The sequence below is a fragment of the Rhodococcus sp. IEGM 1307 genome, from assembly GCF_030056915.1.
In the GTDB taxonomy this organism is placed as follows: Bacteria; Actinomycetota; Actinomycetes; order Mycobacteriales; family Mycobacteriaceae; genus Rhodococcus_F; species Rhodococcus_F opacus_D.
The window spans coordinates 73719-98529 of the sequence record NZ_JASHKW010000016.1; the positions used below are offsets into that span (position 1 = coordinate 73719).

At 63.5% G+C, this 24811-nt stretch carries 17 protein-coding genes and 1 pseudogene; 7 read left to right on the forward strand and 11 right to left on the reverse strand.

The features are described from left to right. Positions 1 to 743: 743 nt before the first annotated feature. The 6 genes from QM841_RS27725 to QM841_RS27750 all read right to left on the reverse strand — a co-directional run bounded on the left by QM841_RS27725 (position 744) and on the right by QM841_RS27750 (position 8307). Complete coding sequence (locus tag QM841_RS27725) at positions 744 to 1538, reverse strand: IclR family transcriptional regulator (RefSeq protein WP_283334547.1); 795 nt, start codon at positions 1536 to 1538, stop codon at positions 744 to 746. Positions 1539 to 1671: 133 nt separating this feature from the next. After that, positions 1672 to 3498: an acyl-CoA dehydrogenase gene (locus QM841_RS27730; RefSeq protein WP_095870027.1), complete on the reverse strand. Its 1827-nt coding sequence runs from the start codon at positions 3496 to 3498 to the stop codon at positions 1672 to 1674. Positions 3499 to 3674: 176 nt separating this feature from the next. Continuing rightward, positions 3675 to 4421 (reverse strand): crotonase/enoyl-CoA hydratase family protein, encoded by a 747-nt coding sequence (locus tag QM841_RS27735; protein WP_283334610.1) that lies wholly within the window; start codon positions 4419 to 4421, stop codon positions 3675 to 3677. A 120-nt stretch (positions 4422 to 4541) separates the two neighbouring features. Next, positions 4542 to 5891 carry a Glu/Leu/Phe/Val family dehydrogenase gene (locus tag QM841_RS27740; RefSeq protein ID WP_095870026.1) on the reverse strand — a complete coding sequence of 450 codons (1350 nt, stop codon included), beginning with the start codon at positions 5889 to 5891 and terminating at the stop codon, positions 4542 to 4544. 630 nt (positions 5892 to 6521) lie between these two features. Further along, on the reverse strand, positions 6522 to 7328 hold the full coding sequence (locus QM841_RS27745) for an enoyl-CoA hydratase/isomerase family protein (RefSeq protein ID WP_095870025.1): 807 nt from the start codon (positions 7326 to 7328) through the stop codon (positions 6522 to 6524). Continuing rightward, a complete protein-coding gene (locus QM841_RS27750) occupies positions 7318 to 8307 on the reverse strand; it encodes an agmatinase (RefSeq protein WP_283334548.1) in 990 nt (329 codons plus the stop codon). The genes QM841_RS27745 and QM841_RS27750 overlap by 11 nt, the downstream gene beginning before the upstream one ends. 313 nt (positions 8308 to 8620) lie before the next feature. On the opposite strand from QM841_RS27750, the gene QM841_RS27755 reads away from it, so the two are divergent. The 4 genes and pseudogenes from QM841_RS27755 (at position 8621) to istB (ending at position 15909) form a co-directional block, all read left to right on the forward strand. Beyond that, entirely contained in the window at positions 8621 to 9361 is a 741-nt protein-coding gene (locus tag QM841_RS27755) for an IclR family transcriptional regulator (protein WP_164060184.1), read from the forward strand. A gap of 497 nt (positions 9362 to 9858) precedes the next feature. Continuing rightward, complete coding sequence (locus QM841_RS27760) at positions 9859 to 13125, forward strand: protein kinase domain-containing protein (protein ID WP_283334549.1); 3267 nt, start codon at positions 9859 to 9861, stop codon at positions 13123 to 13125. A 315-nt stretch (positions 13126 to 13440) separates the two neighbouring features. Continuing rightward, a pseudogene (istA, locus tag QM841_RS27765) lies at positions 13441 to 15097 on the forward strand (IS21 family transposase). Next, positions 15094 to 15909 carry an IS21-like element helper ATPase IstB gene (istB, locus tag QM841_RS27770; protein WP_005245467.1) on the forward strand — a complete coding sequence of 272 codons (816 nt, stop codon included), beginning with the start codon at positions 15094 to 15096 and terminating at the stop codon, positions 15907 to 15909. The pseudogene istA and the gene istB overlap by 4 nt, the downstream one beginning before the upstream one ends. 607 nt (positions 15910 to 16516) lie before the next feature. Here istB and QM841_RS27775 read toward each other — a convergent pair. After that, complete coding sequence (locus tag QM841_RS27775; RefSeq protein ID WP_346842844.1) at positions 16517 to 17734, reverse strand: NADH:flavin oxidoreductase; 1218 nt, start codon at positions 17732 to 17734, stop codon at positions 16517 to 16519. Positions 17735 to 17828: 94 nt separating this feature from the next. Then, the gene (locus tag QM841_RS27780) at positions 17829 to 18179 is read right to left on the reverse strand and encodes a hypothetical protein (protein ID WP_283334550.1); all 351 of its coding nucleotides are present in this window, start codon (positions 18177 to 18179) and stop codon (positions 17829 to 17831) included. A gap of 357 nt (positions 18180 to 18536) precedes the next feature. Here QM841_RS27780 and QM841_RS27785 point away from each other — a divergent pair, with 357 nt between their 5' ends. Both QM841_RS27785 and QM841_RS27790 read left to right on the forward strand, forming a co-directional pair. Further along, positions 18537 to 19916 carry an MFS transporter gene (locus QM841_RS27785; RefSeq protein WP_283334551.1) on the forward strand — a complete coding sequence of 460 codons (1380 nt, stop codon included), beginning with the start codon at positions 18537 to 18539 and terminating at the stop codon, positions 19914 to 19916. Positions 19917 to 20314: 398 nt separating this feature from the next. After that, positions 20315 to 21340, forward strand: a complete 1026-nt coding sequence (locus QM841_RS27790) for a LacI family DNA-binding transcriptional regulator (RefSeq protein WP_164060186.1) — start codon at positions 20315 to 20317, stop codon at positions 21338 to 21340. 793 nt (positions 21341 to 22133) lie between these two features. Here QM841_RS27790 and QM841_RS27795 read toward each other — a convergent pair. After that, the gene (locus QM841_RS27795; RefSeq protein ID WP_164060187.1) at positions 22134 to 22427 is read right to left on the reverse strand and encodes a hypothetical protein; all 294 of its coding nucleotides are present in this window, start codon (positions 22425 to 22427) and stop codon (positions 22134 to 22136) included. 381 nt (positions 22428 to 22808) lie between these two features. On the opposite strand from QM841_RS27795, the gene QM841_RS27800 reads away from it, so the two are divergent. Beyond that, positions 22809 to 23756, forward strand: a complete 948-nt coding sequence (locus QM841_RS27800; protein WP_283334552.1) for a phospholipase D-like domain-containing protein — start codon at positions 22809 to 22811, stop codon at positions 23754 to 23756. A gap of 184 nt (positions 23757 to 23940) precedes the next feature. On the opposite strand, the gene QM841_RS27805 is transcribed toward QM841_RS27800, so the two are convergent. Then, positions 23941 to 24420 (reverse strand): hypothetical protein, encoded by a 480-nt coding sequence (locus tag QM841_RS27805; RefSeq protein ID WP_283334553.1) that lies wholly within the window; start codon positions 24418 to 24420, stop codon positions 23941 to 23943. Positions 24421 to 24520: 100 nt separating this feature from the next. Next, entirely contained in the window at positions 24521 to 24721 is a 201-nt protein-coding gene (locus tag QM841_RS27810) for a hypothetical protein (RefSeq protein WP_283334554.1), read from the reverse strand. Between the last annotated feature and the right edge of the window lie 90 nt (positions 24722 to 24811).

Genomic DNA, 24811 nt, shown 5'->3' on the forward strand with positions numbered 1-24811 from the left:
GTGGCTGCGAAGCCCTTACTCTGACCCTCGTCCACGGTCGAGCGCCAGAGACTCGCCGAGATTCGAGGCGAGGAAGCCGAACGCGGAGGCGGGGATCGACCGTGCGATCTGAGGGAACTCCTGTGCTGGCGGGTTAATAGTTCATAACTGTTGTGCAACAGCCTTTTACCGACCCGACTGCGGCCGAGTCGGATTCAAGGACGTTACTGTGGGCGGCGAGGACCGACGCGGTCCCAGTACGGCTGAGTCCGTCGCCGCTGGTTTGAAACGCACCACTGAAGCGTGTAGCGGACCTGAGGCCGAATTCGGCGACCACCCGTCGCCTGAACAATGGGTGGTCAGGGACCAGTGCGCTGCCAGGGTGAGCGGCTCAAGAGCAGATACGCAGAAGTGCCCCGGATGTTGCTCCGGGGCACTTCTGGCCCATGTCGAAGATCGCCGTCGAGGTGGAGCGGTTGCGTGCCCGGCATCACGAGTGCTTCGAAGTCACTTTCTGGCCGCCGAGGCCGTCAAATCACCGCTCACGTCGAACTCGACATTCTTACACTGACTAATCAGTGTGGTCTCCCGCATCTCGTGACTTACCGGCCGAGACGACATTTGCTGTCGGCAAACACTCGTTCACATGTGAGCGAGGACCCAGCACTCAATACCGTCGAGCGCCGTGCTGTATCCCGCTCGCGATAAGGCCGGCGATCTTCCGGTCATGTCAACGCGACCAACGATGGGAAGGTGTGAACCGGTTACAGGACTGTGCCGATGGTCTCTGCGGTGCGTCTGACTTGGGGGCCGAGGTGGCTGGCAAAGCCGTCGGCAGCTCGCGCCCACGGCAGTGCCAGCGTGACGGCGCCGTGGACTGTCCCGGTCTCGTCGACGATGGCGGCGGCCACGCCGACGAATTCCGGGCCTGCCTCCCCGAGATTGGTCGTATAGCCCAGTTCGCGGGCGGTGGCCAGGTGCTGGTCGAGTAGGGCACGGGTGCCGATGGATCGTTCAGTCACGGTGTGGAGCTTCTCCTCCGGGTCTGGGAAGAGTTCTCGAAGGTCAGCGGTGGTCATGTGGGAAAGCATTGCTTTTCCCGCTGCTGTGAGGTGGGCCGGCATCCGGTCGCCGAGATCATCGACTACTCGCAGCGGTAGCAATCCTTCGGCGACGTCGACGACGATGACGTCGGGCCCGTCGAGAATACACAGCTCGGTCGTCTCACCTGTGACGTCGCGCAGGTTCCGGATCAACTGGTGAGCGGCTTGGCGGACAGGCAGATGACTGACGGCGGCCAATCCGATATCGAGCAGCGCCGGACCTTGGGCGTATGCGCGGGTCGTCACGTCTTGCTCGACGAAGTCGAACTGCTGCAGCACAGCAAGTATCCGATGCGCGCTGGAAGGCGCAATGTTCAAGTCGTGCGATACCTCGGTCACACGAAGTGCTGGTGATTTCCGGAGCATAAGAAGCATCTGCAGTGCATTGCCGACCGATCCGATCGGGTAGGAGGGGGAACCCCCGCGCGGTGATTCGACCGTCGCCGTCGAGTCCAAGTTGCCCACGATGGATGACTATACATTTTCGGTGGGCGCCATGAACACGGGTGGAATCGGCCCCGCCGGCCGTGCGTCGTGGACCTCGCCGAAGTCGGGCGAGGCCACGACGTGTTGCATCTTTCTCACCGAGTCAGAAGGCGTTCTCGTCGAGCTCCATGATCGCGAGATCGAGGTCGAGGACGGATTGCTTCGTTGCCGTGATGCCGGGGAGTACGGTCTTTGCGAAGTAGGACGCCGTCGTGATCTTTCCCTTATAGAAGGGCGCATCCTTGACTTCCGGGTCACTGGCCAAGGCAGTCAGTGAGACAGTCGCCTGCACGAGGAGCCGCCATCCGATGAGCAGATCTCCCACCGCTTCGAGCAGCCGAACGGCCCCGAGGCCTGCCTTGTAAATCTCTCGCCCGTCGTTCGTGCCTGCCGCATAGCATCCGAAAGCTGCGACCATCTCACCGATGTCGCCGAGTGCCACGTGAAGCAGTGTGCACTCGGCTCTCAACTCAGCAGGTGCCGATCCGATGAACCGCTCGATCTGCTCCGTGACGTGCGAGAGGGCGACACCGTTGTCGCGCAGTACCTTGCGGAACAGAAAGTCTTGGGCCTGAATCGCTGTGGTGCCTTCGTAGAGCGTGTCGATGATGCTGTCGCGGAGGTACTGCTCTAGCGGGTAGTCCTGAAGGTATCCCGAGCCGCCGAAGATTTGGAGGCTACGGGTGAGCAGCTCGCATGCACGTTCCGAACCGACGCCCTTGACGATCGGCAGGAGGAGATCGTTGACTCGCTGCGCCAAGTCCGCGTTCGCACCGGACACCTCGAGTGCGACCTCGCGATCCTGATGCGCCGCGGTATAGAGGTAGACGGCGCGCAGACCCTCGGCGTACGCCTTCTGCAAGACGAGGCTGTGGCGGACGGCCGGGTGGTGGCCGATCGGAACCCGCGGCGCGGCCGGGTTTCTCATCTCGGTCATGTCGACACCCTGAATGCGTTCTTTCGCGTAGTCGCGGGCATTGAGGTAGCCGGTGGAGAGAGTGCCGATGGCTTTGGTGCCCACTGTCATCCGCGCGCTTTCGATGACCCGGAACATCTGGGCGATGCCGTCGTGCACGTCGCCGACGAGCCACCCCACTGCGGGAACGTCGGTACCCCCGAAGGTCAGCTCACACGTCGGCGAGGACTTGATGCCCATCTTCTTCTCGAGGCCGGTGACGAAAACGCCGTTACGCGCCCCGAGCTCCATGGTCACCGGATCGAAGTGCCATTTGGGTACATAGAACAGGCTCAGACCTTTGGTTCCCTGCTGCGCACCCTCAGGTCGGGCCAGGACGAGGTGGAAGATGTTCTCCGCCGTGTCGCCGACGTCGCCGTTCGTGATGAAACGCTTGACACCCTGTAGGTGCCAGGTTCCATCCGGCTGAGCGATCGCTTTGGTCCGCCCCGCGCCGACATCGGAACCGGCATCGGGCTCGGTCAACACCATGGTTCCCGCCCAGCCCCTCTCCAAGCCGGCTTTCGCCCACTGCTTTTGCTGTGCGGTCCCGAACTCGAACACGACCCGAGCGATGGTCGACGAGAAGTTGAAGAACGTCAGTGGCGCATTTGCCGAAGACAACATCTCGTTGACCGCCCAGACCAGGACGGACGGGACCGCCGAGCCGCCCATGTCGGCGGGGAGCCCCAGCTGTGCCCACCCTGACTCCGCGACGATGCGAACGGTCTTCGCCAGCGCATCCGGTACGACCACAGAATTGCTGTCCACGTCGAACGTCGTCGGTGCGCGATCCGCTACCTCGAACGACTCCGCAACCGGTCCTTCGGCCAAGCGGCTGACTTCCTGCAGAATGTCGGTGACGAGTTCACGATCGAGGTCCCCGTAGACGCCCGTGTCGAGCACCCTGCCGAGTTCCAGGACCTCGAACAGGTTGAACTCCAGGTCACGGACGTTGCTCTTGTAATGCGCCATCTTGGTCGGTAATCCCCTCTAGCTTTCGATGCACGGTCTGCCGAAATCAGCTGATCCGCTGCTGAGCCCGCAACCTCTCTAGTGGTGTCGGAGCACAACGTGGTCTGCCAAACGTTTGGCACACACCATACGGTGGGCCTTCCTGCCGCACAAGGGCGCCAGGCTCACTGCGCTCTTCATCGGGACTCGAGGTCGACCAGGAGATCCCGTTGAAGATCGGTCTCCATGGCTAGCCCGGTGGCAGGATCGGCGGTCCACGCCTCATTGAAGAGCCTTTTCGCGGCGCGCACGGCCTTCGGCGGGCGACTCGCGATGTCGTGCGCAAGCTGCTGCGCGTAAGCGTATGGGTCGTCGACAGCGTGGGTGATCAAGTGCAGATCCTTGGCCTCGCTGCCGGACAGGATGCGGCCCGTGAAGGTCAGCTCCTTGGCCACGTCGATGCCGACCACCTTTGATATCGACTGGGTAATTCCCATGTCAGGTACAAGACCCCATTGAACCTCCATGATCGACAGGCGGGCATCCGGTGCGGCGACTCGGATGTCAGCTCCGAGCGCTATCTGCAATCCCCCGCCGAAGCAATTGCCGGTGATCGCAGCGATGACCGGCACCGGAAGTCGGTGCCAGTCGTAGGACACACGCTGAGCCAGGTTCGCAACTTCCCCGGGCGCGCGAACCAGCAGATCGTCGATATTGTCCGGCGTCTGAAGGAAGTGCTTCACATCCAACCCAGCGCAGAAGCTTTCGCCGTCCCCACGGAGAACAACCGCGCGGACCCGTGAATCTCGATGAAGCTGCTCCGCGCTCGCCAGCAGTGCGGCGATCATGGGACCGTCGAGGGCGTTGTGGTGCGTTCCTCGTGTCATGGTCACAGTCGCGACTCCGGCGCTGTCGATGTCGACACTGACCCGCTTGTCATCCATGGTCTGTTGCCCCATTCGTTTTCGTCTCAGCATCATGTGCGGTGAATCGGCCGGTCGTCCCAACGGCAGCGGCAGCAGCGAGTACGACCCTGCCCGTCAGGATTCGTGGTCGACGGGTCGTCACGGATAAAGACCACGGGTCAGATGTGCGGTTGTCACCGTGTCCACAGCAAGCACGGTAGCTGCCAGGCGAAGCGAGACACGATGGGTCGCAGCATATTCGAGGACGCGATGCCATGCCCGCTCCATTCGTTCGCGAAGGCGATTTTCGACATCGGTTTGACTCCACCAATAGGCCTGGTTCGCCTGCACCCATTCGAAGTAGGACACGATGACGCCCCCCGCGTTGGCGAGGATGTCGGGAACCACCAGTTGCCCATTCGCACGGAAGATCTCGTCGGCGGCCGGTGTCGTCGGGCCGTTCGCGCCCTCCACGATGAGTGAAGCGTGGACGCGGTCGGCATTCTCGCCGTGTAGAACCCCTTCGATCGCCGCCGGGATGAGCAGGTCCACCTCGAGGTACAGCAGTGCGTCTCTGTCGTTGAGATCCTCGGAATCATCGAACCCGAGAACCGTGCCGGATGTCGCTACGTATGCTTCGAGATCCGGTACGGAGAGACCGCCGGCATTGAAGATGGCACCGTATTCGTCACTGACGGCGACCACCTTGACTCCGGCTTCCCAGAGGTACCGCGCGGCGCCCCGTCCGACCTTTCCGAAGCCCTGAACTGCGGCGGCTGTCGCGGTCGGTCGCCTCCGGAGATGGCTCAGGGCCGCCAAGGCCACGTGTGCCACTCCCAGCGAGGTCGCGGTGGGCCTACCGAGGGATCCGCCGAGCGCGAGCGGCTTTCCGGTGGTGACGCCCAGCACCGTGTACCCCTGGCTGGCGGAGTAGGTGTCCATCATCCATGCCATGACCTGCTCATCGGTGCCGATGTCCGGCGCCGGAATGTCCTGGGTGGGTCCGATGATGGGAATGATCTCGCTGGTGTACCGGCGTGTGACTCGTTGGACCTCCTCTCGGGAGTACCGCTTCGGGTCGAAGCGAACCCCACCCTTCGCCCCGCCGTAGGGCACGTCGACGAGCGCGCATTTCCACGTCATCCACATGGCAAGGGCGCGGACCTCGTCGAGAGTGACATCCTTGCTGTACCTCAGCCCGCCCTTGCCGGGGCCGCGAGAGACGTTGTGCTGCACCCTGTGACCGGTCAGCACCTCGACATCTCCGTTGTCTCGCCGCAGTGGAATACTGACGGTCATTTCGCGCCTCGGATTGGCGAGCATGGAGTAGACGCCCTGATCCAGGTCGAGTACCGCGATCGCGTCCGAAAGTTGCGCCCTGGCGTACGCCAGTGGGCCAGTGTCAACATCGGGAGCGTCCCCGCCGGGGGTTGCGGTGGCAGTGACAGGGATCGAATGTGGCGATTCGAGGTCGAGAGGGGATCTCCCGGCGTTCAGGTCGGTCGTCATGACAAGTCCTTCGGTGTGTCCGATTCCGTTGTGGAGGCACCATCCAATATGCCAAACGTTTGGCATCCAGGGTGGCGCTCGTGGCCCTCGTCGTCGACTGCGGCCCTACCGAGAGCCGGCGTCAGCCGTGGCATCGCCTCGGAGCTCGTTCACGAGACTGAACACCGGCAGCAGCAGCGCCAGCACGTCCTGCCGGTTGCCAATCGTTTGGTAACCGGTCGTACTCTACGTTTGTTCGATACTGCAGCACAAGAGATGCTGATCGAATTGCGTGAGAGGAATGGTGCGGTGTGGGTGCAATCGTTCCGGGGAACCTGATCGAGCGCACGCAACTCTCAGCGCGATCGTTCACGATCTCCCGCCTGCGCGTCGTCAACGCACTTCCTCCGGAAGCTCACTGGTCAAGCAGAATCCGACTTCCTGCGAGCTAGCGCACCGTACGCGACTACCTCACGAGAACAGCGGGATTGCGAGACAGGCGCACGCCCCCACCAGGAGACTGCCTGATGACTACGACGATCAATCGAGAATGCGGATGACGACGAGTCCGGATGGGACTCGTCGTCATCCTGAGGGTCGCTGGCAGCAGAACGCCGTTGTCCTAGAAGCCGGGGACCCTCTCGCCCTGCCCTAGGCAGTCGCGCTACCCGAGGCCGAAGGGAATTGCGGTTCCCGCTTCTCCTGGAAGGCGGTGAGTCCTTCCAGTGCGTCCTCCTGGTAGAAATCGATGGTTTCGAGCGCCACCGATAGTTCAAAGGCCGGCGCAGCGCTGCGCAACACATGGTTGAGTGAACGCTTGGTTGATCGCAGTGCCCGCTGCGGCCCTCGCCCGAGTCGGTCGGCAACGGCGAGCGCTTCATCCAGCACCGCTTCCGCCGGCGCCGCCTTGCTGACGAGACCAATGCGCTCCGCCTCTGCCCCAGTCAGGAAGTCAGCGGTGAGGAGGTAGTACTTGGCTTTGGCCATCCCGCACATCCACGGCCAGAGCATTACGGCATGGTCACCGGACGCCACGCCGATCCTGCTGTGACCGTCGGTGATCCGCACGTCCTCGGCGATGATGCTGATATCTGCGGTCAGTGCGACGGCAAGTCCGGCCCCGACCGCGACCCCATTGATCGCGGAGATAATGGGTTTGTCGAGGTCCAGCATGTTGTAGACGATGTCGAGGGCGACCTTGCCCGACCTCAGTACTCGGTCGGAGCGCAAGCTAGCCGCAGGGGTGCCGTGCTCCTTGAGATCCCCGCCGGCCGAGAACACCTTCCCCCGTCCGGTGATAACCGCGACTCGCGTGTCATCGTCGCGCCCGATCGTGCGCCACACCTCCGCGAACTCGTCATGAGTTCGCGCGTCGGCCGCGATACGATCGATGTGGACCAGGAGCACACCGTTGGGGCGGCGCTCGAAGCTCAGGTTCTCGAATTCCTCATACTTCATGTCGCGCTCCGTTGCCTGCGATTCCGCACTTGGAGACGCGAGCGAGCGCGATAGCGCAAATGATCTCGAACATGATGTTTGCGGCATTCAGCGCCGTGTGACCGCTCGGGTCGAGTGGCGGCGCCACCTCCATGACGTCTCCGCCGATAATGTCCAACCCCTTCAGTCCTCGCAGGATTGCCAATGCCTCGCGCATCGACAACCCATCGGGTTCGGGTGCCCCCGTACCGATGGCATAGGGCGGATCCAGCGCGTCGATGTCGAAGGTGATGTATGTCGGGCCGTCACCGACCACACGGCGAATCTCGGCGACGGTTTCTGTGATTCCGAGTTCGATCACGTCGTTGATCGTGAGCAGGCGCATTCCATGTTGTGCGTGGTAATCACGGTCGGTGGACATGAAGCGAGTTCCACGAATGCCCAGGCTGATGGTGCGTTTCGGGTCGACCAATCCTTCTTCGATCGCGGCCCGGATCGCGTTGCCGTGATGGATGTAGCCACCGTACGGATCGTCGTAGGTGTCCGGGTGGGCATCGAAGTGGATCAGGCCGACCGGGCCGTTCCGGACGAGGCCCTTGAGGATCGGATAGGTGGTCCCGTGGTCACCTCCAACAGCCACGAGGGCTCCACCGCGGTCCGCCACCCTGCCCACGAACTCTGCAGCGAGGTCTTGGCTTACGCGAGGGCTCATGGGATTGAGGACGGCGTCACCGATATCGGCGACTCGACATAGATCGAAAGGCGAGACGCCGTCGAAGCTCACCCGTCGGATGAGGCCGGACATCTGCCGTACCTGCGACGGCCCCTGCTTCGCGGAGCCTCGTCCGCCCTGGAAGTCGAACGGGATTCCCGCGAGTGCGATGTCCACACCCTCGAGATCGGGTTGGTAAGGGGCGCGCATGAACGTCTGCACGCCCGTGAAGCGACCCATCCCCTGTTTGCCGAGTTCACCAATCGTGGATTCGGGCTTTTCTGACATGTTGTCTCCTGAGCTGCCGGCCGCGGCCTCCTCTGTATAGGAGCCAATAGGCGCTGCCGCGAGCAATCTGTAAAGAGCGGCTTTCGACCGTTCCGTTGATAGGAATGACATTCAACCTAGCAGAACACGAATGCTGAGGGAAGGGATGGTTAGCAGGGTTTGCCCTTCCGTTCGCCTTAACGAAGGGCTGTAAGGTGCTACTAGATTCCGCGTGGCGGAATCAGGTTCGCTTTGCAGCAAGGGAGTGGTTCGGCGGATGCGCGATAGTAGTCTTGGCGACTCCCCGGCAGGAGAGAACACCAGCGGTTCAGGAGTGACCGGTTCGGTCGGCAATGCGTTGAAGATCTTGCTGATGTTCGGCACTGTTCCGGCTGTGCGAGTCGCCGATGTTGCTCGTGAGCTCGGGGTCGCTCGATCCACGGCACACCGACTGCTCGCGACGCTGGAGCATCACCGCTTCGTGACGCAACAGGTCAAGAGCAAGGCATACGAGGCGGGGCCCGTTCTCCTCGAAGTAGGACTGAGGGTCCTCGCGGATCTCGATCTGAAGTCGGTCGCTCGGCCGCAGCTCGAGCGCTTGAGCGACGTGACGTCGGAATCGAGCGGATTGCTTGTACTCGAGGGGCGTGACGTCGTCGTTGTCGACTTCGTTCCGGGAAGCCATCGGTTGCGGGTGGTCGAGCGACTCGGAGACCGAGCTCCTGCGCACCTCACAGCGGCGGGCAAGGCCATACTTGCTGCGTTGAACCCGTTCGATTTCCGCCGTTTGTATCCCAGTGAAACCTTGCCGGCCGTGACGCCGCGATCGGTTCAAACCCGCCTCGAACTCGAAGAAGAACTCGATCAGATCCGGCGCAACGGGTATGCGTTCAATCGAGAAGAATCAGGGGACGGCTCCGTCGGCATCGCCGCCGCCGTCGTGCACCGAAACGACGGCGTCGTAGGTGCCGTTACCTTGGCCCTACCGATCAGTCGACTGAACGACGATCTCGGCGCCGACTTCGGGGCGTCCGTCGGTGAGGCAGCCCGCAGGATAGGAACCGGCCTGCCCTAATGTCCCCGGGCTTGGATTCATTCATCGTCATGTGATGATCTTGGATCGACACCGTCAGAGCTGGAACTAATTACGGCCGAACGAGATACGTTGCAGAATGGGCTTGGTGCGACTAGACCGCTCGGGCACTGGAGGCCCCACAAACATCCCTGCCACGCAGCGAGACGGTTGCGTGTGAGGATCTCGCGCACGTTCTCCGCGGAGTGCCCGTCGGGCAGGTGCAGCCTGCGTTCGACGTGGGTGCCGATACCGACCGGTTGACTTCGCCCATGATCGCCGGAGTCGAGATCCCCGGCGCGCGGTGGGCGCGGTCACCTCGGCGGCGCACGACGCCTCCACGACCGTCGCGCCCTGCGTGCGACAACAACCGTGCCCGCTCCGAAGCCTCGCACCGAGGCTGGTAATGCGCACAAGTTACTCTTGAGGCACAGCATTGGCAGGTTGAGTAGGGTGCGGCATCGCATTGGTGCCGAAACCAGATGAATCGCGGGTGCCCGATGTCCGAAGATGATCCTCTGCGGACCCAGCGCAGCATGGGGTCGACAATCACGTTCGAGCTGGAAGCTGCCGGATTCGGGAACGCCCAAGAAATTGGGCGAGGCGGTTTCGGTGTCGTGTACCGATGCGTACAAAACGAGCTCGACCGCACGGTCGCTGTGAAAATTCTGACCGCCGACCTGGATGCAGAGAACCGGGCGAGATTCTTCCGCGAGCAGCGCGCAATGGCCAGGTTGACGGGGCACCCGAACATCGTCACAGTCCTTCAGGTCGGGTCCACCGACAACGGTCGCCCATACATTGTGATGCCATATCACCCGCAAGGGTCTCTCGAGGCGCGGATCCGCCGCCAAGGCCCACTGGCATTGAACGAAGCATTGCGCCTCGGAGTGAAGATCGCAGGTGCTGTGGAGTCCGCACACCGGCTGGGCATTCTTCATCGGGATATCAAACCCGGGAACATTCTGCTCACCGACTATCAGGAGCCGGCACTGTCAGATTTCGGGATCGCTCATATCTCGGGAGGGTTCGAGACCGCCACCGGCTCGGTCACCGGGTCACCCGCCTTTACAGCCCCCGAGGTTCTCCGGGGAGATCCGCCGACCCCGTCGTCGGATGTCTATTCCGTCGGCGCCACTTTGTTCTGCGTACTTACCGGCCATGCCGCGTTCGAACGCCGCAGCGGCGAGCAAATCGTCGCGCAGTTCCTACGCATCGCGACCAACCCCATCCCTGATTTGAGCGGCCACGGCATCTCCGACGACATATCGAAAACGATCGCGCGGGCCATGTCCCGTGATCCGCACGAACGCCCATCGGCGAAGCAACTCGGTAACGAGCTTCGTGGCACCCAGCTCCGCCACGGGCACCAGGTCGACGACATGGCACTTCGTGCCGAACCAGTTTCCGAGCCGCACGGCCCGGTGCCGATGTCGCACGCACATTCCGCGCAATCCGGCCGGGGCACCAAAGGGAACATCCCCCTCGAGCTGACCAGTTTCGTCGGGCGACGAAGAGAGCTAACCGAAGCAAAAACCCTTCTGCGATCCTCTCGCCTGGTCACATTGACGGGCATCGGCGGTGTCGGTAAGACGCGCCTCGCGCTGAAGGTTGCCAACAACGTGCACCGTGCGTTTGCCGATGGTGTCTGGTTCGTCGAGTTGGGAGAACTCCGCGAAGAATCCCTACTGGTCGATGTGGTATCAGGGGCGCTGGGTATTCGAGATCAGATGGCGATTCCACGCCAGGAAGCCTTGATTGAGTTCCTCTCCTCGCGCGAGTTGATGCTCGTGCTCGATAACTGCGAGCAGTTGGTGGGTGGGGTGGCCGAGTTAGCTGAGTCGCTGCTTCGAACCTGCCCCGGGGTCCGAATTCTCACCACGAGCCGTGAGCCGCTCGGCATCGGCGGCGAAGTTGCACTACGTGTTCCCCCGCTCAGCGTCCCCGATCCCGACCGTGATCCGTCTCTTCAAGGTCTGCCCAGCTACGACGCGGTGACATTGTTCGCTGACCGCGCCGCGACTGCGCTACCAGGTTTCGAGCTCACCGACGACAATCGAATGGCGGTCACCCGAATCTGTCAGCACCTGGACGGGTTACCTCTCCCTCTCGAACTGGCCGCGGCTCGACTGCAGGCCATGTCACCGGAACAGATTCTGCAGCGGCTCACCGACCGCTACGCATTGCTTACCCGTGGTAGCAGAACTGCACCGACACGGCAACAGACGCTGCGATTGTGTATCGATTGGAGCCACGAACTGTGCACACCACTGGAACAACTTGTGTGGGCACGTCTCTCGGTGTTTGCTGGCGGAGTCGAACTCGACGCCGCAGAATCCGTCTGCGGGATGAACCTGACAGCGGAAGCCCTCCTCGACGCGATCACCTCTCTCGTCGAGAAATCGATTCTGATCCGCGAGGAACGCGACGACGTCGTGCGCTTCCGACTGCTGGAGACCCTGCGCGAGTACGGCCGGACGAGGTCTGAGCAAACCGAGGAACTACCGGAACTGATTCGTCGGCACAGTGACTGGTATCTGCAGTTGGCGCTGAACGCCGAGGCCGAATGGATCGGCCCGCGGCAGCTCGAATGGATCGCACGCCTCGAGCGGGAGCAATCCAACCTGCGGGAGACACTGAACTACTACCTGTCCGAAGATCCGGACACCGGCCTCCGAATCTCCAACGCCATGCACCTCTTCTGGAGCTCCCGAGGACTGTGCAGCGAAGGGCGGTATTGGCTCGATCACTTTCTGGCCCGCCAGAGCGGGCAACCAACCATCGATCGGGTCAAAGCACTCTATTCTGTCAGTGCCCTCGCTGACTGGCAGGGCGACCTCAGCTCTGCAGCAGCGGCCGTAGCGGAGGCACGCGTGCTCGCCGAGCAGATGACCGATCCGCTGCCGCGTGCACTGGCCGTCCACGCCGACGGAGTCCTCAAAGTCTTCGCTGGTGACTACACCCGTGCCCCCACGCTTCTGGCGGAGGCCCTCGAAGTGTTTCGCGAACAGAACCGCATCTACTTTCAAGTCGAGGCCTTGATCATGTTGGGGCTCTCGAACGTATTATGCGGAGAGACCGCACAGTCGATGGCCTATTATCAGGAAGCCCTCGACATCACCGACACACAAGGTGAATCCGTCAACTCGGCTTTTGCGCGATGGGGCATGGCCGTTGCGGTGTGGCAGCAAGGTGATCGCGCACGGGCCACGGACCTTCTTCAGCAAGCACTAATACGGATCGCGAGACGTGTGCAGGACCCGGTGGGTTCAGCGGCGTGCCTCGACGCGCTCGCATGGATCGCCGGTGATGCCCGCGAGGCACACCGCGCCGCTGTCCTGATGGGAGCCGCCGAGTCCCTCGCTCATGTCGTCGGAACGTCGCCGGTCTTGCTTCCAGGCCTCCTCGTGCACCATGAAGAGTGCGTGCAAACCTGTCGGCGGACGCTAACCGACAAGACCTTCATGACTGCCGTTGAGGAAGGTAGGCAACTCGGGCTCGAGGCTGCCGTCGCCTACGCTGTCGGCGAGCGAGTCCCGGCGGCTCCGTCGCCGTCAACCGGCGACACAACAGTCACACTGACCAAAAGAGAGCGGCAGGTCGCTGAACTGATAGCCGAGGGCCTGACCAATAAAGCAATCGCTGACCAGTTGGTGATTTCCCCTCGCACCGCCCAGGGACACGTCGAGCACATTCTCACCAAACTCGGGTTCCATACGCGGGCGCAGATCGCCGCATGGATCGCAGAGCAGCAACAACATTCATAACTTCCAGGGGAGAGACCACGAGCGCCCCGACGGTGGGCCGGGAGATAACGGGACCGACCGTTCGACCAGGCAATCCTTTGCTACACGGTGGTGACGTCGGGCGGGTCGGGAAGGTTGGCTCTGGCAGCCTGAAGTGGCCCCGGTCGGGCGGCTCGAGTTGGACCCAGCCGACCCTTATCCGGTGAGGGTGTGACGGCTCGAAGTGGCCCCACCGCGACACGCCCGGGGTGGCTGTTTTCGTCGGTGTGAATCCCGGTGACGGGTGTGGGCGCGATGATCGAGACCGACCACACCGCCGGCCGTGAGGGGTTCGGGTTGGAGTCTCGGGTGCAACTGTTCGAGGACATCCGCCGCGATGCGCGGTGTGAGGGCCTGTCGATCCGCGCGCTGGCGGACCGCCATGGTGTGCATCGCCGGACGGTGCGCGCGGCCTTGGAGTCTCCGATTCCGCCTCCCCGCAAGAGGCCGGTGCGGATCGCGGCGAAGCTCGAACGGTTCAAGACATTGATCGATGACATGCTGGTCACGGACCTGACCGCGCCGCGGAAGCAGAGGCACACGACCAAACGGATCTGGACAAGGTTGATCGACGAACACGGCTGCGAGGCCTCGTACTCCTCGGTGCGGGACTACGTCGCCCGCCGACGCCCGGAGATCGTCGCCGAGTCCGGGAGGGGAACCGAGACGGCCTTCGTGCTGCAAGACCATCTTCCCGGTGCGGAGGCGGAGGTCGATTTCGGAGATGTGTGGATCGATCTGGCCGGGGTGCGGACGAAGTGTTTCCTGTTCACCCTCCGGCTGTCGCACTCGGGCAAGGCGGTGCACCGAGTATTCGCCTCACAGGGGCAGGAGGCGTTCATCGAGGGCCACGTGATCGCCTTCGCCACGATCGGTGGTGTCCCGACCGGCAAGATCCGGTACGACAATCTGCGATCTGCGGTGCGTCGGGTGTTGTTCGGGCGCAACCGGTCCGAGTCGGATCGGTGGATTCTGTTCCGGTCACACTACGGCTTCGATTCCTTCTACTGCCTCTCCGGCCTCGAGGGCGCCCACGAGAAGGGCGGTGTGGAGGGTGAGGTGGGGCGCTTCCGCCGTAACCACCTGGTCCCGGTGCCGAAGGTCGACACCCTGGACGAGCTCAACGCGCGCCTCGCGGCGGCGGATCGGGCGGACGACGACCGGCGGATCGATACCCGGATCCGGACCGTCGGGGAGGACTTCGCCACCGAACGGCCCTTGTTGCGGCCGCTCCCGGCCGAAGAGTTCGAGCCCGGCCTGTGGTTGACGCCACGGGTGGACCGATATGCGCGGGTCACGATGCGCCAGTGCCACTATTCGGTGCCGATCTACCTGATCGGACGGCAAGTGCGGGTCTCACTGCGGGCCAGTGAGGTGGTGATCTTCGACGGCCGGCGGGAGGTCGCCCGCCATCTCCGCCTCGCCCGCAAGGGCGCGCAGGCCTTGGTGCTCGATCACTACCTCGAGGTCCTCGCCCGCAAACCCGGCGCGCTACCGGGGTCGACCGCGCTGTCCCAGGCACGGGCGGCGGGGACGTTCACCGCCGACCACGAGGCGTTCTGGGCGCTGGCACGATCGGTGCACGGGGACGCCGACGGCACCCGCGCCCTCGTCGAAGTGCTGCTGCTGCACCGGAACATGGCACACGCCGATGTGACCGCCGGGCTCCGCGCCGCGGTCGCTGTCGGCGCCGCCTGCGCGGACGTGGTGGCCGTCGAGGCCCGCAAGGCCGCCGCCGACCGTCCCGACGACGCGGTCACCCCAGTTGCGGCGGCACCGTCGAAGGTGGTGTCGATGACCGCACGCAGGTTGACCGACCCGGAGGCGGTGATCGCCGGCCTGCCACCGGATTCGCGGCCGCTTCCCACCGTCGCCCGCCTACGACGAGTTGCTGCGGCGGCGACCGCCACCCTCCTCGGACGCCGTCTCTGCACGTGAAGGAGCATCATCATGACCGGGCCGACCCCCACCTCACCGGCCGCCGCACGGCGCCGGCGCGGACTCACCCCCGAAGCCGCCGCCACCGCGATCGAGCAGGCCTGCCGCGATCTGCGGCTGCCGACGGTGCGCACCCGGTTCGAGGACATGCTCACCGTCGCCCACAAGGAGCAACTGACCTACGAGGGCTTCCTCGCCGACCTGCTGCTCGCCGAATGCGACGACCGCGCCCGCCGCCGCAGCATCCGCCGGGTCAAGGCCGCCGGATTCCCACGCCAGAAATGGTTGGCGGACTTCGACTTCGACGCCAACCCCAACGTCAACCCGGCCACCATCAACAGCCTCGCCAGCTGCGTCTGGGTCCGCAAGGGCGAACCATTGTGTTTGATCGGCGATTCCGGCACCGGCAAATCGCACCTGCTGATCGGTTTGGGCACCGCCGCCGCCGAGGCCGGCTTCCGGGTCCGCTACACCCTGGCGACGAAACTGGTCAACGAACTCGTCGAGGCCGCCGACGAGAAACTGCTCGCCAAGACCATCGCCCGCTACGGGCGGGTGGATCTGCTCTGCATTGACGAGCTCGGCTACATGGAACTCGACAAACGCGGCGCCGAGTTGTTGTTCCAGGTTTTGACCGAACGCGAGGAGAAGAACTCCGTGGCGATCGCGTCCAACCAGTCATTTTCAGGTTGGACCCGGACGTTCACCGACCCGAGACTCTGCGCGGCCATCGTCGACCGACTCACCTTCGGCGGCGCGATCATCGAAACCGGCACCGACAGCTACCGGCTCGCTCAAACCAGGGCAGCAGCCCAAGCCGCGAGCTGACCCCAGCCCATGCCGGCGACGGACAACACCCTCGACGTCGCGGCGTCCAGCCCGGACATTCGACCAACCCCGAACACCCAGCTCACCGCACCAGGGTGGGGCCACTTCAAGCCGTCACACCCTCACGAGTAAGGGTCGGCTGGGGCCAACTCGAGCCGACAAGGTGGGGCCAGATCGAGTTGACAGAGCCAGGAAGGTCGACGTCGAGAATGAAGTCGAGCCTGATCAGGGCGTCGACGTCGAACCTTGCTGCCCGCACTCGGACCTCTTTGTAGGTAGAGACGCCCGTGCACGCAATCGAACAGAGTCACTGGAATAGTGTGTGCCACCGCCGATGGCTGGGGAGTGGCGATAACTGCGAAGTTCGAGCTGTTCAAGGACACCGGCGGCCAGTTCCTGTTAGTTGGGTGTCGGACATTATGTTGGGTTGGCTGGGTTCCTCGGCATCTCGCAGTCGATTCGATGGGCGAAGTTGCAGCTACACGGTTGGTGTCCGTGCTGGAAGGACGAGACGTCCCGGGTGTCGCGTTGGGCCCAGCGCTTGCGGTCCGGGCATCCTCTGAGTCGGGCGACTCGGTCGACAGCCCACCATCGCGCATCGGGTCTGTCACGCGACAAAATCATCCCAGTCGGTCGCGAGGTAATCAATGAAGGCGCCCCCCAAATGCTGTGTCTCCAGGTGCCGCCGCGAAACGGGTTGGCAAAGGCTAGTGAACGCGGGGTCGGCCAGCACTCTGGCCGCGAAGTCGTGGTGAAGGATGGCCGCAGTGCCGATGAGTACGAAATCGGCACCACGGTCAAGGCACGACTGCGCAACGGTTCCCGACAGTATCTTGCCAGCGACCCCGAGCTTTGCCTTTCCTCTCGACAGGGAAGCGAAGGCGTCGATGAGCGTGCTGCCGGAATCGTCCCCATGTGGCCGTTTTGACACGTCCCACAGTGACATATCGAGGTAGTCGACGAGCCCCGACGTCATCACCTCTTCAGCCAAAAGACGGCTCTCGGAAATCGTTATGCCGTAACGCTCGGGACTCAGGCGCACACCCACCTGAAACGACGGCCCCGTCGCTGCTCGTACGGCCTCCAGTACCTCAAAGATCACTCGTGACCGATTGTCGAACGTACCGCCGTAGCCATCGGTACGGTTGTTGCGGCGCGCGTCCAGGAATTGGCACAGCAGGTAACCGTGAGCACCGTGGACCTCCACGCCTGCGAAACCGGCTCGCTCGACCCGTCGAGCAGCACTGGCGAAATCGTCGATCAAGCAGTGGATCTCGTCCGTCGTCATCGCACGAACTCCCCTGGAGGGATCATCCCACGGGGCAATCGGAGGGACTCCCGAAAGCTCCGGCCGCGCACGCATGCCACCGTGGTGCAGCTGGACGGCCGATGGAGTTCCCTGCTCGCGCAGTACTGTGGCGAGCCTGGCCAGACCAGGCAAGAATCGGTCACTCCATACTGCGAGCTGCCCGGGGAATCCCTGCCCTCCGCGCGACACGTGCGCAGCGCACGTCAACACCATCCCGAACCCGCCTGCGGCGCGTGTCCGCAGCCACTGCAGTTCGTCTTCGTGCAGACTGCCATCTACATGACTCTGTTGATTTGTCAGGGGTGCCAGGACCAACCGGTTGGACCAGTCGGGGCCGCGTTCCAACGACATTGGATTCTCCACACGTGTCACTACGCTCTCTCCTTCGAGATGCTGATGCATTGGTTCAATTTGGTGTGGGTGCATGTCGCAGCAAGTACGAGTGAATCCGCGGTCCAACCCACTCGAGCACCTTTGCCGGAAGGAACTGGTCGGCCCACGGTCGACGGACCTCATATGGTGAGACTCGTGGACCCATGAACTGCCTCATGGCCGTCTCGAGCATCTCCATTCCTTGAATGGAGATTTTTTTCTGGAGGCAACTTGGCCGTTAGGGGTGCTGTCGCGTGTAGACGCGTGCAAGTTCGCGGACGATCGACGCGTCGAATTCAACACCCTCAACCGTCTGCCAAAGTTTGTCGTTGAACTGCTGGCGGGAGATGCCGAATGTTTGGAAGACCTCCTCTGTTGGTGCTCCGCCGTACGGGGCCCAGATCCGGGCGAAGTGGACTATTACGTCTGTTTCGGTCCGAACTTGGCGGGCGTTGTTGCGGCGATTCAGTTCGTTGAGCTGGCGGCGACGCTGCGTGCGGTATGCGTCCACATCATGACGCACCGAGTCTGCGGTGGTCGGATGGGAGGTCACCCGACCACCTGCCGGCGGTGCGTGGTTCACGTTCATGGCGATTCCTTGAGTCGTCAGCGGTGTCAGGCACGGAAGTCCTGTCGGATCGGATCAGTAGACGGGTCGGCGGCTTTGCCGCAGGGGTTGCCGGAAGTCGTCATCGCACCGGCCCTACCAAGGACGTGTGTCCGAGCCCAATAGAGCCGATGTGACTGCAAGCACGGTAGCAATAAATCGACTGCCTGCCAATCGTTTGGCAACCGCAGATCTGTTGCTCTTGCCGTCCAGCTCTCCCGCGGCCGCAACCAGATGTGCATATTTCCGTTCCCGCTCTTGTGTTGCAGGGAAGTCGCTCGTATCGTCTTACCAAACGTTTGGCATATGTGGCGAGCGCTCGTCCGGCAGGAGAGAGTAATGATCAATATCGAAACGACGAAGTCTGACGGTATGCCGTCAGACCTAGCGGAGACCACAATGCCAAGCCTCCTCGATGACGTACCCATAAGTCTGTTCCATATCCGGCTTGCCGCCTGTGCAAGTGGGGGGGCCTTCATCGATGGATACGTTCTCGCGATCTTCGGTGTGGCGATGGTGCAGATTGGTCCCGAATTCGCTTTGTCTGCCGCAGCCAAGGGTGCCGTTGCAGCGATGGTGCTGCTCGGGGTCTTCTTCGGCGGGTTCATCGGCGGCTACCTGACAGATAGATTCGGACGGCAGCGCATCTACAAATGGGATCTCGCAGCTATCTCGGCGTTGTCGATCGCCTCGTTCTTCGTAGAGGGCGCATTCAGTTTGATCATCATGAGGTTGCTGGTTGGTTTGGCGGTCGGCATCGATTACCCGATCGCGCCGGCACTGCTAACCGAATTCAGTCCCAAGCGTTTGCGGGGCCCGTTGCTGGGTGTACTGATCTCTCTCTTCTTCGTCGGAGGCGCGGCCGCCTACGTCACAGGGGAAATCATGTTGTCCACGATCGGGGACGGAGCGTGGCGATGGATGCTAGCAAGTACTGCCGTCCCCGCTGTCATCATCGCCGTCATGCGGATCGGCACTCCGGAGTCCCCCCTGTGGCTGGCACGGAATGGGCGAGTCGAGGAGGCCAACTCGGTCATGGCCAAGGTGTTCGGACCCGGCGTCAGAGTCGATGAATCGCCGGCAGAAGCGCGCGCAGGCGGGGGCCTCTTCGCAGTCGTGAAAGCCGGGTACGTTGGTCGGCTGCTGTTCGTCACCGCGATATGGATCTGTCTCATCATTCCGGTGTATGCGATCTTCGCCTTCGGACCTCAGTTGGTGGGCGCAATGCACTTGGAGGGACGCGCGAGCACTCTGGGCTCGGCCGCCATTGAGCTCTTCTTCGCGGTTGGCTGCGTCATCGCGCTCCTCCTGGTCAACCGCGTGGGACGCCGTACCATGACGATTCAAAGCTTCGCTTGGGCGGCCATCCCGATGCTGCTCCTCGCTATCTTCTCGGACGCCCCCGCAATCTGGGCAGCTGTCTTCTTCGCCGCCTATGCACTGTTCAGCGGGGGGATGGAAGTCATGTCGTTTGTCTACCCCAACGAACTCTTTCCCACCGAGCTACGCGGATCTGCAATGGGTATTGTGACCGCGCTGAGCCGATTCGGGGCGGCCGTGGGCACGTTCCTGGTGCCTATCTCCCTCGAGAATTTCGGCATCTCAACGACGATGTACGGGGCCTTCGCGATTACTGTCGTCGGATTGGTGATCTCGGCAATCTGGGCGCCGGAGACCCGCAATATGAGCCTGGCGGAAACCTCCAGCCTGAGCCATTGATCATCGGCGACTCGAGCCGTTACCCGTCACGATGCCTAGTTCTAGTTTCCCCATTGATGTCAGCACCCGGAATCCAGACAGCCAGGCGACGATTTTCGTGCCGATGACCGCTGCCGCCATTTAAGACAGATCGGCTCACCGACTCTACGAGCCCCGACCTGCTGCCAGTCCGCTGCCCCGAGTTCATCGACGCACTCAGGGGCACCGAGACCGACAGCGCCCACGCGGTTCGACCTCGATCTCGGCGGCGTGGGCGATGCGGCATAACAATCGATTGGCGTAGGATGGACCGTTCAGGCAGTGCTGCGGGCCCGGCTCGATGGGCCCAATCGGTCTTTCGTCTTCGCAACGATATGCCGCGACGATGGGTCTACGGGGAGGGAACAAGATTGTCCACCATGAACATGAAGCAACTGGCGGAACTTGCCGGCGTCGACGTCTCGACCGTGTCCCGTGCGTTGCGCGGTGACAACCGACGAGTGGCCGCGTCCACGATCAAACGGGTCCAAGAGTTGGCTCGCGAGGCGGGATACGTTCCCAACCCGGTTGCGTCCAGCTTGCGGAGCGGGCGCTCGCGCATGCTCGGTGTCGTCGTTCCGGTCCTCAGCGACATCGTGATGGCAATACTGGCGACCGCCATCGAGGAAGCGTCGCGAGAACTCGGATACCTGTCAGCGGTCATCGCCACCCACGGCGATCCGGAGGTGCGGTCCGAGGCTATCGATCATCTCCTCAGCAGGAAAGTCGACGGATTCGTACTGTGCGACACCGAGGTGGGGCGTGAGGTTCCACACCAGCTCGAATCGAGCTCGGTGCCGTACGTCTTCGCGATGCGCCGGTCCGACGATGCGGTATCGGTGACAGCCGACGACCGACGCGGCGGCTCTCTGGTGGCAGAGCACTTCGTCACAATGGGACACGAGCGGGTGGCCGTGGTGCCGGGTCCGGCCGCGGCAAGTACCTCGATCGATCGAGTAGCCGGATTCATGGAGGTCATGGCAGGGCACCCGCAGGTCACCGTGCTGTCGAGCCCCGAAGCCGGGGGGTTCGGCGTTGAGGACGGGCACCGGTACGTCACGTCCCTGCTCGCTCAGCGCGAACGCCCTTCGGCCCTGTTCTGCGCCAACGACCACACTGCGATAGGCGCGGGCCGCGCCCTCGGCGATCACGGCATGCGAGTCGGACACGACGTTGCGTTGGTGGGATACAACGACATTCCGCAGGCTGCATATCTCGAGCCACCCCTCAGCAGCGTCCGGACAGACCTCGGGTTGATGGGTCGGACCGCCGCACAGCGGCTGGTGTCGTTGATCGAAGGAGAGGACGTTTCGAGTGTCGCGCTCGAACCCGTCCTGGTGGTCCGGGCGTCCTCGGCCACGGTGGCCGGCCGCATCGACAGCCCGGCACCGCGGCTCGGGGTGTAATCAAGCGACGAAGTCGTCCCAGTCGTTTTCGAGGTAGTCGATGAAGGCCCGCCCCAGGCCCTGGGTCTCGAGGTGTTGCCGTGAGACCGGCTGAGGAACGCTGGTGAATGACGGATCGGACAGGACTCGGCACGCGAAGTATCCCGTGCCTCGACAGGTCGTCTCCTGCCCGCACTATTCACCATTCCGACGACGGCCTGATACTGCCCTCTCCTAGCGACGTGATGCCGATGGCGACATCGCAGTGACTACCACGTAGCCGACAGCAGACAGGAACAGAAGAACGAAGAGCCGCAGGGCCATCGGAATCAGCTGATCCGCTGTGAGACGTTGCTCATTCCACAGATTGTCGTGGTGCTCGACGAAGTACATCAGGTGTGGTGATCTTTCTGACAACCCACGAGAACCTGGTACATGATGCGATCAAGCAGCAGTTCGCCAAGGCTGCCGCGCTTGTGGAGGACGACGGGGCTGACGGAAGGATCGGGGGACTGGACTGTGGTCCTTGATCCGCAGCACGGGTTCCGTTGGCTTGAGTCGTGGATCAAGCCCTAACTTCGCCCGAGCACGTACAGCAGTCGCTCATGCCACCTAAGCAAGTCGGAATACAGCCCTTAACCCACCGTGCACGATCCGCCGCGGGCCGCTGGGCCGTGCGCGTGCGGAGTCATCTCGCATCCCACGGTGATCGTTCGAGACTGTTGACGCACCGGCCCGGAACCGGTCGTGCCCCGCATCGGCATCGATGCGGGGCACTCACCCTCGAGTAGGGGATGGCGGAGGCTGCTGTCGGTTACCCGCGGGAGAGACCGGGCTGGATCTGGATCTGCCCGGGGTTGGCCTTGGTCTTGCCGACCGCCCACTCGCCGTCCGCACCACACACCAGGGCACCATTGCGGTCGCCGGGCTTGCCGTATGTCACCGTCTCATTTCCGTTCGAGTCCGTGTTCACGATCGGGCACGGACCACCGGTGGGACCGTTCGGGCCGATCGGCTCGGCCTGAGCGACGGACGCTGCCCCGGCCGCACTCAGGACCGTCAAGGCAGTGAAGGCGATGGCGGTAAAGGTTCGGCGGGCGTTGATCATTCATTCGCTCCTGAGGATGTCGGGGAAGTGCGTCGGTGACAGAGACAACTCTGCCCACTCCAGCGCCCGAACTGAAGCAACCCCAGGGGGCCCGTTCACCCACCCCAGGCGTGGACGCACCCCCACCCCGACACAGGTCAACCTCGACGTATTCGGCCTCGGCATGCATCGGTGGTACCGAGCAGCCGCACCGAATCAACCGATGGCCGCGCCCGTGACGGCGACCGCCTCACACCAGTAGCGGGCTGTGCGAATCGGTCCCCGCGGGAAAGGGGACGTGTCATCTTCACAGGTCAGCGGCCTGAATCCACTGTTCTGTCTGTGAGCCCGCCGATCGCGGATCCACCCAACCGGGTGTTCGCCCCCGCTACCGTTTTGACTATGGGGACCAGCTTCCATGGGCCGAGTCCGTGGCCGCACATCACCCGCGCGATCCGCACGCGCGGTCCCCGCCGTGCTGCGATCGCGCACCTCGGCCAGGACGCGCCCACCTTGCTGCCGCTGCGGGCCGGGGATGTTCTTGTCGTCAACGCCTCCCGCGCCGCGGTGCGCGCCCATGCGACCTCCCCGGTCGCGCTCGCCCATTACGTGGACGCGGGGGTGCGGGTGCTGTCGTCACCGAACCTGCACGCCAATGTCATCGCCACCGATCGGCGGGCGGTCATCGGCTCCGCCAACGCCTCCCACAGCTCCACCCTCGCCGAGGAGGCCGTCGTCATCACCGACGACCCCGACATTGTCGCCGCCGTGCGGGCGTTCATCGACGGGATCGAGGAGATCACCGAGGTCGATCAGGCGTTCCTCGACAACGCCACCGCGCAGTGGCAGATCGGTCGGGCGGTACCACTGCCCGGGGTCACGAGCCGCGGGCGCGCCGACCCCGGGTTCCTGCCCGCAACGATCCCCCGGATGTTTCTGCGGCACACCGTCGACTACACGCCCGGTCCTACCGAGCAGCACACGTGGGCAACGCAGGCGCGCCGGCATCGCGGCCCTGCCGGGCCGGCAGCGAAGTACCATCTCGAATGGTTCCACCACGACAAGTCCGACACCCGCCTAGAGCGCGGTGACGTCCTGATCTTCGTCACCGCCGACAACGAGTGGATTTACCCCCCAGCGGTCGTGGATTCCGAGGCGATCGCGATCCTCCACAGCCGCGGCGCCGTCGGTCACCTCCTGCGAAGCCGAGCGGACCTGCACCCGATCCCAGTTTCGGAGGCCGAGCAGACCCTCGCCGACCTCGGGCACCCGGGCCCCCGGCTCCGGTCCGATCACCGGATCGCCTCCCCCAGCCTGCGGACCGCTCCGCTCCAACTCTGGAACCTCTGAACCACCGCGGCCAATACGCGGCATGACCAGAGGGAACGACACGTCCCCACTAGTCACCGAATCGCCAGCATCGCCAGGCAATGCAAGCATTAATGGCAATGCTGGCAGGTCGCTTCCGGGGGTGGCGGCTCGCCGTCCAACCCTGTGGCCCGCGCCTTGGCGTCGGCTCACCCCGGTGGGGTCGTCATGTCAGGGCCAGCACTCGGGAACGTGCCTCCAGGTAGCGGCCGAGGAGGTCGAGCATCTCGGCGTCCGGGTGCGCGAGTTCGGGGAGGTTCTTCGCGCTGATGATCGTCTGATCGACCGCGGCGACCTGCCGGCGGCACTCGCCGAGCGCCTCCGGTGTGACGGTGACGGCGTCGAGCCGGTCGGTGAGGTACCGAATCGACTGATCCAGGCCCAGACCCGGGTTGCGGGTGCCGTTTCCGGCCCTGCGGGTTTCGACCATCTGCCACCACTGGTCCAGCTCGGCCAGCACCGCGGGATCGGCGACCGCGACACGTAAGGCCCGGTCGAGCGACTGCGGATCGGTGAGATCAACCTCACCCACACCTGCTGCGCGGGTGAGGATCTGGCCGAGCTGGTGGTTGGCGAGACCGTCGCCGCGGCTCCACCAGTACGACACCATCACATGTACCTTGCTCGCCGCGGCCAGCTCCCCCATCAGACCCTGTTCCCTTCAATGCAAGACGAAACCTTCGAGTCCATCCTCACAGCCCAACAACCGCCCCGGAGTTCCGGGTCAGGGCTGTGGATCGGCGATTTCAGGCTGTGCGGCGGGAGGTGTGGGCCGCCGCGCACATCGGGCACCACGTGCGCTCGCCGACGATCCACCCGTTCGTCTCGGCGAAGGCCATCGCCTCGGGCCGGCCGGCGACGGCAGCGGCGAAGGTGTGCTCACACAGATCGCACCGCACCGTCCATCCACGCCTGCCTGTGGATCGCACCAACGTATGAACAGTCATGTCACCCCCGCGACTTCGACACTGTGCCCCCAGCATGGCACAACCCGTCCGAGAGTGGTGGCCCACGCAGGCCAGGGCCCCGGCCGTCAC

Coding starts and splice junctions, on each gene's coding strand:
- QM841_RS27730 (WP_095870027.1), bottom strand. CDS start 3,498: ATGGCGCATTACAAGAGCAACGTCCGTGACCTGGAGTTCAACCTGTTC.
- QM841_RS27735 (WP_283334610.1), bottom strand. CDS start 4,421: ATGGATGACAAGCGGGTCAGTGTCGACATCGACAGCGCCGGAGTCGCG.
- QM841_RS27740 (WP_095870026.1), bottom strand. CDS start 5,891: ATGACGACCGACCTGAACGCCGGGAGATCCCCTCTCGACCTCGAATCG.
- QM841_RS27745 (WP_095870025.1), bottom strand. CDS start 7,328: ATGAAGTATGAGGAATTCGAGAACCTGAGCTTCGAGCGCCGCCCCAAC.
- QM841_RS27750 (WP_283334548.1), bottom strand. CDS start 8,307: ATGTCAGAAAAGCCCGAATCCACGATTGGTGAACTCGGCAAACAGGGG.
- QM841_RS27760 (WP_283334549.1), top strand. CDS start 9,859: ATGTCCGAAGATGATCCTCTGCGGACCCAGCGCAGCATGGGGTCGACA.
- istB (WP_005245467.1), top strand. CDS start 15,094: ATGACCGGGCCGACCCCCACCTCACCGGCCGCCGCACGGCGCCGGCGC.
- QM841_RS27775 (WP_346842844.1), bottom strand. CDS start 17,734: ATGAGGTCCGTCGACCGTGGGCCGACCAGTTCCTTCCGGCAAAGGTGC.
- QM841_RS27780 (WP_283334550.1), bottom strand. CDS start 18,179: ATGAACGTGAACCACGCACCGCCGGCAGGTGGTCGGGTGACCTCCCAT.
- QM841_RS27785 (WP_283334551.1), top strand. CDS start 18,537: ATGATCAATATCGAAACGACGAAGTCTGACGGTATGCCGTCAGACCTA.
- QM841_RS27790 (WP_164060186.1), top strand. CDS start 20,315: ATGAACATGAAGCAACTGGCGGAACTTGCCGGCGTCGACGTCTCGACC.
- QM841_RS27795 (WP_164060187.1), bottom strand. CDS start 22,427: ATGATCAACGCCCGCCGAACCTTTACCGCCATCGCCTTCACTGCCTTG.
- QM841_RS27800 (WP_283334552.1), top strand. CDS start 22,809: ATGGGGACCAGCTTCCATGGGCCGAGTCCGTGGCCGCACATCACCCGC.
- QM841_RS27805 (WP_283334553.1), bottom strand. CDS start 24,420: ATGGGGGAGCTGGCCGCGGCGAGCAAGGTACATGTGATGGTGTCGTAC.
- QM841_RS27810 (WP_283334554.1), bottom strand. CDS start 24,721: ATGACTGTTCATACGTTGGTGCGATCCACAGGCAGGCGTGGATGGACG.